Raw genomic sequence first — 12,804 nt, 5'->3', positions numbered from 1 at the left:
GTATGCAACAGCACATACAAGTAATCGCACGCATATCGCAACAAATAAAAGAAATAGAAGCTCTTTCTACCTTTTTAAGGTTTGCACTGGGTTCGCTTAGCGATTGAAGATTTAATGTTTTCATCAGTTCTAATTTATATCTCCAAATAACACCATGTTATCCGGTCAGGAATTGGCACCTTCTCTTTCTGAGGGTTGCCAGTGGGTCATCGAGCCAGTCTCTCGCCACTTCTTTATAAATCAACCTGTGAAGATTGACTTTTATTTAGCTTTCTACCAAATAATATTTCAAATGTCTGAATTTAATTTTAATCCACAAAATAAAATTTCGAATTTACATTAACTAGTTGAAAATGAATGGAGTATTTTTATGATGGCATAACAAACTTAACTTTTAATATAAAATTTACGCTTAAAATTCTAAGTTTGTTTTCCTATCTAAATTTAATCATGATGAAAAATACAAAAGTTCTCTGTTTAAGCCTGCTATTAACTATAGTGTGTTTAAGCAATGCAAACGCGCAATTTGGAGGTTTAAAAGACAAATTATTAAAAGTTGGCACCGCTCAGGGTGCTAAAGCTTTAGGCGTAGATAAATTTTTAAAACAGCCCGCTGCCATTACCACCAGCTTTGAAGATGTAAATAGAGAAGGCGAAAAGCTGCCAGATTTTATTAATTCTTTAAATTTAAAAGCCCAGCCATTATATTTATTGCCTAAAAATCCAGAGGGTGGTTTTTTGCTTTGCGAAGGTTTGTACGAAATGACCAATAAAAGCTACTGCTTAAAAGCCGGAACTTTTGCTCCATCAAAAGGTGACGGTTATATGTTTGCACCCGTTTTGGGACCGAAAGAAGAAATCGTGGTTTCTATACTGAAAAGCGCAGAAAAACATTCGGATGTAGAACAACACGATATTCAGGTGTTGTTATGGACCATTATTGCCAGAACAAAATTTGCCGATTTTAACGGACAGGTTAAACTTACTGCAGTAAAATTATTAACGCCAAAACAACTTACGCAATTAGAAGGTGGTGCTTTAGGAGTTTTACCTTTCGATATAATGGAAAAAGCTAAAGACCAATTGCCTGCAGGTGTAAGGGCCGTTTTTGAGGCAGAAAATAATATCCGCCAGCTGGTAGCTTCTGGAAATTACACTTATGCCGACATGGAAAAATATGCTATTATAGCAGGTATGGCTCCTCCAAGAAGCGATGTACCGAGCGGTATCTGGACCAAACACCCTGATGGTTATTATGTGCGTTATTTTCCTTCAGGTTATTCCATTACCAAAGTACAGGTATATGTACCAAAAGAATTATTAGCTAATGGAACTAAACTGATTTATGATGCTGCCGGTGATATTGCCTGCCCAGCCAATACAGGATCACAACGTTTAGCGCAAACGAATGAGCCGCTGGAAGCAAATTATTCAGCTAAGTTGACTACGATCTGTAATCCTAAATAAGATTTTAAATTGGTTGTCGTCATTCCCAACTTGATTGGGAATCCTAATGCAATAACGCTTTAAGATTCCCACCTGCGTGGGAATGACGATCATTCTTTTCTGAATTTCTTGTATAAAACCTATAAGGTCTCTAAGACCTTGTAGGTTTTATATTTTAACCCAACGCCTGTGCTAAATCAGCAATAATATCATCTACATGCTCTAAACCTACAGAGATACGGAGTAAATTTTTAGGCGTTTTACTATCAGGGCCTTCAACTGAATAACGGTGCTCAATCAAACTCTCTACGCCGCCTAAACTGGTGGCCTGAGCAAATAACTGAACTTTATTGACCACTTTATGGGCAGCCTCAACATCACCTTTAACCAGGAACGACATCATCCCGCCATAATCTTTCATTTGTTTTTTTGCAATGTCATGCTGTGGGTGACTTTCTAACCCTGGGTAAAAAACGGCTTCAACATTCGGATGTTTGTTTAAATAACCCGCTATAATTTTTCCATTTTCGCAATGGCCTTTCATGCGATAGGCCAGGGTTTTAATGCTTCTGGTTAATAGGAAACAATCGAAAGGGGAAGGAACCGCACCACCGGTTTGCTGGATATTTTTGATTTTCTCCCACAGCTCATCTTTTTTGGCTGTTATTAAAATTCCGCCCAGCACATCGCTATGACCGCCCAGGTATTTAGTACTGCTATGCATTACAATATCAGCGCCTAATAAAACCGGATTTTGTAAAACAGGAGAAGCAAAGGTGCTGTCGCAGACCAAGGTGATGTTTTTAGCTTTAGCTATTTTGGCAATCTCTTCGATATCTGTAACCTTTAATAACGGGTTGGATGGGGTTTCAATCCAGATCAGTTTGGTATTGGGCTTAATGCTCGATTGTATCAGGTTTAAATCAGTTTGGTCAATAAAATCAAATTCCAAACTATCGTTAAAAATAGTAAGCAACTGTTTTTTAATTCCCCAGTACATATCATCCGGTGCAATAATGTGGCTGCCGGGTTTCAACGCCTGAAATAAAACCATTCCACAGGTATTTCCAGAAGAAAAAGCTGCTGCATCTTCGCCATATTCTAATTTGGCTACAGTGTTTTCTAAAGCAGACCGGTTTGGATTGCTTACCCTGCTATACATATGCCCTCCGGGATAACCCCCGTCTTCATCGCGAAAAAAAGTGGTTGATAAATTAATAGGAGGAGTGACATCGCCTGTAGTGCTTTTTACAAGATTAGAAGCGTGAATAGCAAGGGTTTCTGGTTTCATAAAATTTGATGTTTATCGAAATAATATCGGGATGCAATTTAATAATTTGGCGCTAATTTAAGGTTCGTAATGGTTTTGGCAAGATTTATGTAACAACTTTGACGAAATTTAAATTAAACAAAAATGAAAAGATTATTTATAGCTATCGCAATAGCATGTTCTACTTTAGTAATGTTACAAAGTTGTAATACTGCAAAAAGAGTAACTGCAGGTGTAACAGGTAGCAGAGGTACAGTTGTTCGCGAATGGGTAGTGAGCAATGTAGCTTTAGAAGGATTGCCTGATGGCGCTGTTCAAGGATTGTTTGGAGAGAAATCTTATAAATGTTTCCAGGGAAGTACATGGAATTTAACTAATAGTGGTAATGGTTCTTATACCTTGCCTGCATCGAGTACTTGTGGTTCGGTAATGCAGACTATTTTCTGGTCGGCAGCCCCTAAAGATCAAACGTTCCAGTTTAAGAAAATATTTGAAGGCGATAAAGCTAAAAACGTAACAGAAGGTTACCGTTTAGTATTAACTGATCTTTCCAGCACACAAATGATCTTGAAATCGCCGATCGAATTTGGTGGCAAAACTGCAAACATCGTTTTAACGTTTGTACCTGCAGCAAGATAATAGATAAAAATATCAACCTGTGAAAAACATATAAAGCACTTCTGAAAAGAGGTGCTTTTTTTTGTAACCGTTGCTGATTTATTTAATTGATAGTTTTCTCTAAAGTGTCGTCATTTCGAGCGAAGTGCAACGAAGTCGAGAAACCTACAAAGATAGATCTCTCCATTCCACTGCGTTCCAGTCGAGATGACGATTTTCGTTGTGGTTTTTTCTTGATATGTCACTCTGAGGGATAATTTATTAAATAAAATCAATATGAATAACAGAAGAATTAAGAGAAATAAATCTCCTCAAAGTGTCGTCATTTCGAGCGGAGTGCAACGCAGCCGAGAAATCTATCTTCCAATTTAATTTGGCTCATAGATCTCTCCACTCCGCGTTGCTTCGGTCGAGATGACGAACCTCTCTCTTGGAATCTGTCATTGATAGCTTAGTCGAAGGATTGCCACGGAAACACGGATTTACGCGGAGGTTTGGCGTTTGTTTTTTCCGTGACTTCCGTGTTTCCGTGACTAATATTAACACCTACAGCTAAGCTTAGATAAAAAAGCAATCAACATCTGTGTTTATCAGTGTTCATCTGTGGTTAATAATCAAGAACAACATTCAAAAATCGCGGTTTGTTACAAGAAAATGATTTTCAAATCGGCTCATTATTGTATTTTTGTTCAAAATAAATCAGGAATGAATACAACTGAGCAAGTTGAAAAAATATTAGCTGATACCAATTTATCAACTGAATTACAAAACATAGCACACAAAGTTCTTCTCGGAGAGCGTATTACCTTTGATGAAGGTGTTTATCTGTATGAACATGCTGAATTAGGTTACCTTGGTGTTCTCGCAAATTTTATCCGGGAACAAAAACACGGTGATAAAACTTATTTCAACCGGAATTTCCATTTAGAACCAACCAATCTTTGTGTTTACGACTGCAAATTTTGCTCGTACTCCCGTTTAATCAAACAAAAGGAAGAAGGCTGGGCCTTAACTATGGAGCAAATGCTCGATATCGTTAAAAAATATGATGGTGAGCCTGTAACTGAGGTGCATATTGTGGGTGGAGTACTTCCTCAATATGATGTTGCCTTTTATTCTGCTTTATTTACCGCAATTAAACAGCATCGCCCTGATTTGCACGTGAAAGCATTAACGCCGGTTGAGTATCATTATATTTTTAAGAAGGCTAAAATTGATTATGCAACAGGTATGCGTTTGATGAAAGAAGCTGGATTAGAATCGATACCAGGCGGAGGGGCAGAGATTTTTCACCCTGAAATCAGAGAACAGATTGCTAAAGATAAATGTACAGGCCAGCAATGGTTAGATATACATGAAGAATGGCATAAACTAGGTATGCGCAGTAATGCGACAATGCTTTACGGACACATCGAAAAATATTGGCACCGGGTAGATCACATGGAAAAATTACGTGATTTACAGGATCGTACCGGTGGTTTTCAGACTTTTATTCCGCTAAAATTCAGAAATCAGCATAACCAGATGAGTAATGTGCCTGAAACTTCAGTAATTGAAGACTTAAGAAATTATGCCATTGCCCGTATTTATATGGATAACTTCGACCACATTAAGGCTTATTGGGCAATGATCAGTCGCGAAACAGCTCAGTTATCATTAAATTATGGTGTTGACGATATTGACGGTACTTTAGATGATACCACCAAAATATATTCTATGGCTGGGGCTGAAGAGCAAACGCCTGCAATGAGCACTAAAGAACTGGTGAATTTGATTAAACAGGTAGGAAGAAAAGCAATAGAGCGCGATACTTTATATAATGTGGTTACTGATTTTGAGAACGTAGTTTTTGAAGAAGAAAAGAAACCGCAATATTATAAGTTACCGGTAGTGAATTAATGAGGGAATGACTTAATGATAGAGTGAGTGAATGCTTAGGATAATGGATGTTAGATTTACATTCAATCATTCAAAATTCACTCATTCAATAACTTAATAAATGAAGGAAATATACATCATACGCCACGGCGAAACGGAACTCAATAGACAAGGCATAGTACAGGGCAGAGGTATAAATTCTGACTTAAATGATTTAGGCAGGTCACAGGCGGAGGCTTTTTACCAAAAGTATAAAGATGTTCCTTTTGATAAGATTTACACTTCTGATTTAAAACGTACCTGGCAAACCGTTCAAAAATTTATAGATGCTGATTTACCCTGGGAAAAACTTTCGGGGCTGGATGAATTGGCTTGGGGCGTTTGGGAAGGACAACCGAATACGGAGGACGCACGTGATGCTTTCCGAGAGATGTTGCAAAACTGGCAGGATGGAAATTACACGGCTCATTTCGAAGGTGGTGAAAGTGTTCAGGATGTTTACGAACGTTTAAAACACCCCATGAAAGTTTTAATGACCAGACCTGAAGAAAAAACAGTTTTACTTTGTATGCACGGCAGGGCAATGCGTGTTTTCTTATGCTTGCTACTGGATAAACCACTCAGCGAAATGACTGAATTTCCGCATCAGAATACCGTGCTTTATAAGATGGGTTTTGAGGATGGAAAGTTTAGCGTTCTGGAATTTAACAGTGCCGTTCATTTGGACGGTTTAGTGATTGGATAAGTCCAAGATAATTCGTCATCCTGAACTTGTTTCAGGATCTGTTGGCACGATAAAAAAGATTTATATAATGGTTCGTGAGGACTCAAACCATGGCTAATAAATGGTTTTCGAACATGGAAAATTTACGGTGCTCGAATTTAACAGTGCAGTGCACTAGACGGTTTAGTAATTGAATAATACGCTTAACGCCAAACGCGAAGCGCAAAACATAACACCTTGAATAAGATTAAAATATCGGCTGTTGCTTACACCAATACCAAAGCTTTTATATACGGATTAGAACATTCGGATATTATAAATAAAATTGATTTAAGTTTAGACATCCCTTCAGATTGCGCAGCTAAAGTGATTAACGGTCAGGTTGATATCGGTTTGATGCCTGTTGCTGCCATTCCTTTGGTCCCTAATGCCAATATTGTTGCCGATTATTGTATTGGAAGTGATGGTGGGGTAAACTCTGTGTTCATTTTTAGTGAAGTTCCCGCCCGGGAAATTAAAACGGTAAGATTGGATACCCACTCGCGTACATCGAACAATTTGGCTAAAGTATTGCTTAAGTTCCATTGGAAAAAGGAAGTTGAATTTACTACTGATCCAAATGCAAAAACGGATGCTTTTGTTTTAATCGGTGATCGAACCTTTGGCAAAAAAGACGATTTCGCTTACGCCTACGACATGGGTGAGGAATGGAAAAATTTTACCGGGTTGCCATTTATGTATGCGGCCTGGGTAGCCAACAAAGAAATCTCACAGGAATTTAAAGACGAATTTAATGCAGCTTTAAAATTCGGACTGGAGCATAGAAAAGAAGTTTTAGCGGAATTGCCTGAAAGTACTAATTTCGATCTCGAAGATTATTTATACCATAGGCTTCAATTCGATGTTACCGATGATCGGAAAAAAGCATTGAATCTGTTTTTGGGGTATATAGAGCAGTTATAAAATTAGAATCGCTTTTTACAAAACCAAACCCTAAATTAGCGTAAAAACGAATTTCGTAATGTTTAATGAACTGAAAATTATTCCTGTTGAATTGCTAGAGTCTTATTACGAACTAGTAGACAGTGATTTAGGTTCGAAGTTTGAAAATTTAAAGGACGCAGATATTTCGACCGAATCTTTTAATTTTTACACTTCAGTATCGGCGATCACATCGTCGCGGATAGAGGGTGAGCAAATGGAGGTAGATAGTTATATTAAACATAAGATGTTAAATATAGATTATCAACCTGATTTAGTTCAAAAACCAAATGATTTATACAATGCTTATATATTTGCTCAGCAAAATAATCTAACCAACAAAAACTTTTTAAACAGCCATAAATTAATAACCAAACATTTATTGCCAGCAAATAAACAGGGTACTTACCGTAAAGGTAATATGTTGGTAATGGAACATAAAACAGGAAGAATACAGTACGAAGCTGCAGCTGGAACTGAGGTTGATAATCTTTCTAAAATTTTATGGGAAGACATTCAAAAACTCGTTATTGCGGATCTAGATCATCAGCAGGTTTTCTATTTTGCTTCTTTTATCCATGTTATATTTGTTAATATCCACCCTTTTGAAGATGGTAATGGAAGGGCAGGTAGGTTATTGGAAAAGTGGTTCCTGGCTCAGAAACTTGGAAAAAAGGCTTGGTATTTACAAAGTGAACTAAACTATTATTCTAATATTAGTGAATATTATAGAAATCTTAATCGATTAGGTGTCTTTTTTGAAGAACTTGATTATAAAAAGGCTATTCCATTCTTGTTGATGTTGCCAAAAGCACTATAGTTGTTTATGATTAAACAGATCAAAAGGAAGAAATGCCTTGCAGCATATCCGATATTTCCGCAAAGAAATTATAATGAGGATATTGAAGATTACGATTATTTCTATCCGGACACTTTTTCCAGTTACATTTTGATATTAAAATCGAAAAGCTATAAAAAGCATCTTAAGAATTTGGGAAAAGAAATGTCCAGCCTTTGTACTGCTTTGAAATCGGGTACTCTTATTTTTCTTGGCGACGAAAAATTAGCATGGCGGTTTCGTGAAGGAAAATATAAAAACTTCAAAAAGGGAATGAAATATCTTGCAAATGAAGGTATTAAGAAAATCTTCGCTGGTGGTTTAGTAGTTGGCGAAGGTAGTATGGTTCAATTCATTAAACACCTTGCTAATCTGATAGCCATAAATGGACTTATACCGTACGTTCACTTTACTGATGAAGCTCAAAACATTGTAGCCTCAATTTGCAAATACGGAAATGTTCATGTAAGTGTAAGGAACGAGGATAGCAATAATTTGTTTAAGAATGTCGTATCAAATACCAGATTTGAATTTTTAGAGGGAAAATGTTATTCCCACTTCGAGATTAAAGGCAGAAAATCAGCAATGCATTAAAATAACAAAAAAGCAATCATTCCGATTGCTTTTTTTTTTTAACTATTCCGTCGGATAGACCCTGAAATAAATTACCTTGGTGAGCTCGCCAGGGCTCGGTTCAGGGTGACGTCCAAGGTTAGTGGGTTTTCATTTTCCCAGCCACCTTTTCGAGTGTGCTTTTTAGCTTGGTTAAAGCACCTGTAATGGCTAAATCGTAGGTATTCCCCATATTAGTGACCGCAATAGGGTCTTTTCCGGTAATTCTAGCCTCTAACAAACATCTTTTGTCGTCTAAGCCATCCTTACTGCCGTTTTCATCAGATAAATGAACCTCCAGACGTGTGATTAAATCGCTATATCTGCTTAAGCCTTCATTTAATTGTGTTTGAATTTTTTCATCGTATTCCTGGTGTATGGTTAAGTTTTTGTCGGTATTCAGTTGGATCGTCATAATTAAATTATTAAGTTGAATTTATACTAATGTAACAGTTATAGAGGCAAAACGTTTTAAAATTACTGTTAATTTTAGTTAATAGGTTCAAGGTATAATTGTTTCCCCCAAAGTTGTAAATCTACTGCAGGCATATAAGGATTTTCAAAAAGCTCATCAATTTCCAGCTTTATCTTCTCAATCGCTTTGGCATCTGTTGTTCTGATTCGGGTTTCATGGTTAAACTGAGTTCCGCTTTGGGTAAAGTTTAATGATCCCATATAGGCTATTTGATCATCGATTAAATATATTTTACTGTGAATTAAAGATGTTTTCTCATTAGACATATATACTTTGAAAGGAAATAGCTGTGTATAGCTGTAAGAATAAATCTGAAGGTTTTTTATTTTAGTCTTGTAAAAACTTCGTATTAAAAAAAGAACAACAATGGGTACAAAAACAAGAAATACTTTAAGGTCTCTGAAATAATAGGCCAACGCAATCAATAAAGCTATTAAACCATAGCTGATGCGTGAAAGTGTTTCTGCAAACTTAATCCACTTATTCCTGACTATTTGCTTGTTAAAATCAGTATTGCGTTTTTGAATAATGAGTTTATAGATATTTCTTTCACGATCACCATAAAAATCTTCGATATTGTTTGTTGTAATTAACTTAACATTAATATTTTTATTTTTTAAATATATCAACTCCAAAATCAAGTCTGGTGATAAGTAAGGAGATATGATTTTGACAGAATGTTTAGCATTATTCATGTCATCCATTAGCTTTTTGCCTGCTCCCTTTCCAATGTAAATATCACAAAGTGCATTATTGTAAAACATGTTTAAAATATTGAGTTTCTATTTTTAATCTATTTCTATTATTCAGTTACATTTATGATTAAGTTAAGGTTTTTTCTTAAATAAGCATTTTTATAAAGCCTACTTTGTGCCTAAACCTGGTAGGGAACACGAGTGCAACGAAGTAAAGCGGATAACAGGACTGCGCAACCCGAAATGAACAGAACCCTTCCTTTTCAAATAATGTTTAACCGTTGAAGAAAGAAAACTATTATGCAGTTGGTTTTAAGCAGACTTTTGTGCCTAAACCTGGTAGGAGCGAACACGAGTGCAACGAAGTAAAGCGGATAACAGGACTGGATAACCCGAAATGCTCAGAACCCTTCATTTTCAAATAATGGTTAACTGTAGAGTAATGGTTAACTGTTTAAATTGTATAAACTGGTTAACTGTCATCCCCTCAATTAACCGATTTAAACAATTAACCGGTTAAACAACTATTTTTTTTAACTTTTCAACAAAACAGCCGTAGAATGCTTATTCGTGTTATCTTTATGGCTTTTGTAAATTAATTTCAGTTTTGGCTAAAGACACAAATAAAGAAACCCCGTTAATGCAGCAATACAACGCGATTAAAGCGAAGTATCCGGGCGCACTTTTACTATTTAGGGTTGGCGATTTTTATGAAACCTTTGGCGAAGATGCCATTAAAACGGCACAGATTTTAGGCATCGTATTAACCAGAAGAGGTACTGGCCCTAATGGCGGTGCTTTAGAACTGGCTGGTTTTCCGCATCATTCTTTGGATAACTATTTATCGAAACTGGTGAGGGCAGGACAACGCGTAGCCATATGCGATCAGCTCGAAGACCCTAAAACCACAAAAACCATTGTTAAACGCGGTGTAACCGAATTGGTTACACCTGGCGTAGCTTACGGTGATAATATTGTAAACCAAAAATCGAACAATTTCCTGGCCTGTGTTTTCTTTGATAAAACGCAATTGGGCGTTTCATTTTTAGATATATCAACAGGTGAATTTCTAATTGCGCAAGGTAACAGCGATTATATTGATAAACTTTTGCAGGGCTTTAAGCCAACAGAGGTTATTTTTCAGAAATCGAAGCGACAGGCGTTTACCGAGCACTTCGGCGACCGTTTTTACACTTTTGGTTTAGATGAATGGCCTTTTACAAGTGATTTTGGAAACGAAACCCTGATGAAACACTTTGAGGTTTCCTCTTTAAAAGGTTTTGGTGTAGAGCGTTTGCAGAGCGGAATTGTAGCTGCAGGTGTTATTTTACACTATCTGGGCGAAACCGAGCACCGTAATCTACAACACATCAGCTCGATAGGCCGTATTGAAGAAGACCGTTACATGTGGTTAGACCGTTTCACCATCCGTAACCTTGAATTGGTGAATTCGCCTAACGACAATGCGGTAACCTTGTTCGATATTCTGGATCATACCTGTACCCCAATGGGTGCGCGTTTGTTGCAGAAGTGGATCATCATGCCATTAAAAGAATTGAAACCCATCCAGGAACGCCTTGGAATGGTGGAGTATTTTGTAAAACATGAAGAACTGCAGGGCGAATTTTTAAATAACATTAAACAGATTGGTGATTTAGAACGATTGATTTCTAAAGTAGGTCTGCAACGTGTGGGCCCCAGAGAATTGGTTGCTTTAAAACGTGCACTATATCATATTGAAGCGGTTAAAAAATTGGCTGCCGATTCTAAAAATCCTTTCCTCATTAAGATAGCCGATCAATTGAATCCATGTTTGGCCATACGCGAAAGGATTGAAAGGGAATTACAGCCCGAGCCACCGGCATTGCTGATTAAAGGAAATGTAATTGCCGACGGAATTGATGAAGATCTAGATCGCTTGCGTAAAATAGCTTTCGGCGGTAAAGATTATCTGGTTCAGATACAAAAACGCGAAGCAGAGGCAACGGGAATACCATCGTTAAAAATTGCCTTCAATAATGTTTTTGGTTATTATTTGGAAGTTACCCATACGCATAAAGATAAAGTGCCTGAAGGCTGGATCCGTAAACAAACGCTGGTAAATGCCGAGCGTTACATTACACCAGAGCTTAAAGAATACGAAGATCAGATTTTAGGTGCCGAAGAAAAGATACAGGCCATTGAAATCCGGTTATATAATGAACTGATGTACGAAACCGCCAGTTACATTAAACCGATCCAACTTGATTCGTTTTTAATTGCACAGCTTGATTGTTTATTGTGTTTTGCACAGTTGGCAGTTAAGAACCACTATAACAAACCCAAAGTTACCGAAAATAAGGTGCTTGATATTAAAGGGGGCCGCCACCCGGTAATTGAAAAGCAATTGCCTGTGGGGCAGGAATACATTACAAACGATGTATACCTGGATACGGAGAGCCAACAGATTATTATGATTACCGGACCCAACATGGCGGGTAAGTCGGCTATTTTAAGGCAAACTGCGCTGATTGTATTGATGGCACAAATGGGGTCCTTCGTTCCTGCTAAAGATGCGGAAGTTGGAATTGTAGATAAGATTTTTACCCGTGTAGGAGCATCAGATAATATTTCTTCAGGAGAAAGTACGTTCATGGTCGAAATGAATGAAACAGCCAGTATCCTGAACAACATTTCTGATGATAGTTTAATTTTACTCGATGAGATTGGCCGCGGAACGAGCACCTACGATGGTATTTCAATCGCCTGGGCCATTGCCGAATTTTTGCATCAGCACCCAACAGCACGGCCAAAAACCTTATTTGCCACCCACTATCATGAGTTAAATGAACTGGCCAATACCATGCCGCGCATCAAAAATTTTAACGTATCGGTAAAGGAAATGACCAATAAGGTGATTTTTTTTAAGGAAACTGGTTCCTGGTGGCAGTGAACACAGTTTTGGTATACACGTAGCGAAAATGGCGGGTATGCCGACAAAATTAATTGGTCGCGCGAACGAGATATTAAAGAAACTGGAAATAGACCGGACAGAAGGGCAGAGCATTAAAGACAGCATTAAAAAGGTGCAGAACCAGGCTTATCAGTTGCAGATGTTCGCTATTGATGATCCTGTGCTGGTAAAAATCCGCGATACATTGAATAATTTGGATGTAAATGCATTAACGCCAGTAGAAGCTTTGTTAAAACTGGATGAAATACAACGATTGATTAAGAATTAAGAAAGGTGTAGGGTGTGGGGTTTAAGGCATAAGGTTTTAATCCCTC

At 37.4% G+C, this 12,804-nt stretch carries 10 protein-coding genes, 1 pseudogene and 1 riboswitch; of the genes and pseudogenes, 8 read left to right on the top strand and 3 right to left on the bottom strand.

From position 1 onward, the window contains the following. Positions 1-131: 131 nt before the first annotated feature. Positions 132-242: riboswitch (SAM riboswitch) on the bottom strand. A gap of 208 nt (positions 243-450) precedes the next feature. Further along, positions 451-1,467: a hypothetical protein gene (locus tag QF042_RS14495; RefSeq protein WP_307529563.1), complete on the top strand. Its 1,017-nt coding sequence runs from the start codon at positions 451-453 to the stop codon at positions 1,465-1,467. A 154-nt stretch (positions 1,468-1,621) separates the two neighbouring features. Here the strand turns inward: QF042_RS14495 and QF042_RS14490 are convergent, their stop codons facing one another. Continuing rightward, the gene (locus tag QF042_RS14490; RefSeq protein ID WP_307529561.1) at positions 1,622-2,737 is read right to left on the bottom strand and encodes a PLP-dependent aspartate aminotransferase family protein; all 1,116 of its coding nucleotides are present in this window, start codon (positions 2,735-2,737) and stop codon (positions 1,622-1,624) included. 123 nt (positions 2,738-2,860) lie between these two features. Between QF042_RS14490 and QF042_RS14485 the strand changes: the two genes are divergently transcribed. The 6 genes from QF042_RS14485 to QF042_RS14460 all read left to right on the top strand — a co-directional run bounded on the left by QF042_RS14485 (position 2,861) and on the right by QF042_RS14460 (position 8,349). Continuing rightward, positions 2,861-3,355 (top strand): hypothetical protein, encoded by a 495-nt coding sequence (locus QF042_RS14485; RefSeq protein WP_276904671.1) that lies wholly within the window; start codon positions 2,861-2,863, stop codon positions 3,353-3,355. 684 nt (positions 3,356-4,039) lie between these two features. Beyond that, positions 4,040-5,233 carry an aminofutalosine synthase MqnE gene (gene mqnE / locus QF042_RS14480; RefSeq protein ID WP_307529557.1) on the top strand — a complete coding sequence of 398 codons (1,194 nt, stop codon included), beginning with the start codon at positions 4,040-4,042 and terminating at the stop codon, positions 5,231-5,233. A 100-nt stretch (positions 5,234-5,333) separates the two neighbouring features. Then, on the top strand, positions 5,334-5,957 hold the full coding sequence (locus QF042_RS14475) for a histidine phosphatase family protein (RefSeq protein WP_307529555.1): 624 nt from the start codon (positions 5,334-5,336) through the stop codon (positions 5,955-5,957). 216 nt (positions 5,958-6,173) lie between these two features. Next, positions 6,174-6,899, top strand: a complete 726-nt coding sequence (locus QF042_RS14470) for a menaquinone biosynthetic enzyme MqnA/MqnD family protein (protein ID WP_307529553.1) — start codon at positions 6,174-6,176, stop codon at positions 6,897-6,899. A 265-nt stretch (positions 6,900-7,164) separates the two neighbouring features. Continuing rightward, positions 7,165-7,737, top strand: a complete 573-nt coding sequence (locus QF042_RS14465) for a Fic family protein (protein WP_307529551.1) — start codon at positions 7,165-7,167, stop codon at positions 7,735-7,737. Between the two features lie 6 nt (positions 7,738-7,743). After that, positions 7,744-8,349 carry a hypothetical protein gene (locus QF042_RS14460; RefSeq protein WP_307529549.1) on the top strand — a complete coding sequence of 202 codons (606 nt, stop codon included), beginning with the start codon at positions 7,744-7,746 and terminating at the stop codon, positions 8,347-8,349. A 118-nt stretch (positions 8,350-8,467) separates the two neighbouring features. Here the strand turns inward: QF042_RS14460 and QF042_RS14455 are convergent, their stop codons facing one another. Both QF042_RS14455 and QF042_RS14450 read right to left on the bottom strand, forming a co-directional pair. After that, the gene (locus tag QF042_RS14455) at positions 8,468-8,782 is read right to left on the bottom strand and encodes an HPF/RaiA family ribosome-associated protein (protein WP_215127322.1); all 315 of its coding nucleotides are present in this window, start codon (positions 8,780-8,782) and stop codon (positions 8,468-8,470) included. A 74-nt stretch (positions 8,783-8,856) separates the two neighbouring features. Continuing rightward, the gene (locus QF042_RS14450; protein WP_307529545.1) at positions 8,857-9,606 is read right to left on the bottom strand and encodes a phospholipase D-like domain-containing protein; all 750 of its coding nucleotides are present in this window, start codon (positions 9,604-9,606) and stop codon (positions 8,857-8,859) included. Between the two features lie 538 nt (positions 9,607-10,144). Here QF042_RS14450 and mutS point away from each other — a divergent pair. Next, positions 10,145-12,758 (top strand): annotated as a pseudogene (gene mutS, locus QF042_RS14445) (DNA mismatch repair protein MutS). Positions 12,759-12,804 lie beyond the last annotated feature (46 nt).

Origin of the sequence: Pedobacter sp. W3I1 (assembly GCF_030816015.1) — a bacterium.
Lineage (GTDB): Bacteria > Bacteroidota > Bacteroidia > Sphingobacteriales > Sphingobacteriaceae > Pedobacter.
This window is presented reverse-complemented; position numbering and strand designations above follow the sequence as displayed.

Coding starts and splice junctions, on each gene's coding strand:
- QF042_RS14495 (WP_307529563.1), top strand. CDS start 451: ATGATGAAAAATACAAAAGTTCTCTGTTTAAGCCTGCTATTAACTATA.
- QF042_RS14490 (WP_307529561.1), bottom strand. CDS start 2,737: ATGAAACCAGAAACCCTTGCTATTCACGCTTCTAATCTTGTAAAAAGC.
- QF042_RS14485 (WP_276904671.1), top strand. CDS start 2,861: ATGAAAAGATTATTTATAGCTATCGCAATAGCATGTTCTACTTTAGTA.
- mqnE (WP_307529557.1), top strand. CDS start 4,040: ATGAATACAACTGAGCAAGTTGAAAAAATATTAGCTGATACCAATTTA.
- QF042_RS14475 (WP_307529555.1), top strand. CDS start 5,334: ATGAAGGAAATATACATCATACGCCACGGCGAAACGGAACTCAATAGA.
- QF042_RS14465 (WP_307529551.1), top strand. CDS start 7,165: ATGTTAAATATAGATTATCAACCTGATTTAGTTCAAAAACCAAATGAT.
- QF042_RS14460 (WP_307529549.1), top strand. CDS start 7,744: ATGATTAAACAGATCAAAAGGAAGAAATGCCTTGCAGCATATCCGATA.
- QF042_RS14455 (WP_215127322.1), bottom strand. CDS start 8,782: ATGACGATCCAACTGAATACCGACAAAAACTTAACCATACACCAGGAA.
- QF042_RS14450 (WP_307529545.1), bottom strand. CDS start 9,606: ATGTTTTACAATAATGCACTTTGTGATATTTACATTGGAAAGGGAGCA.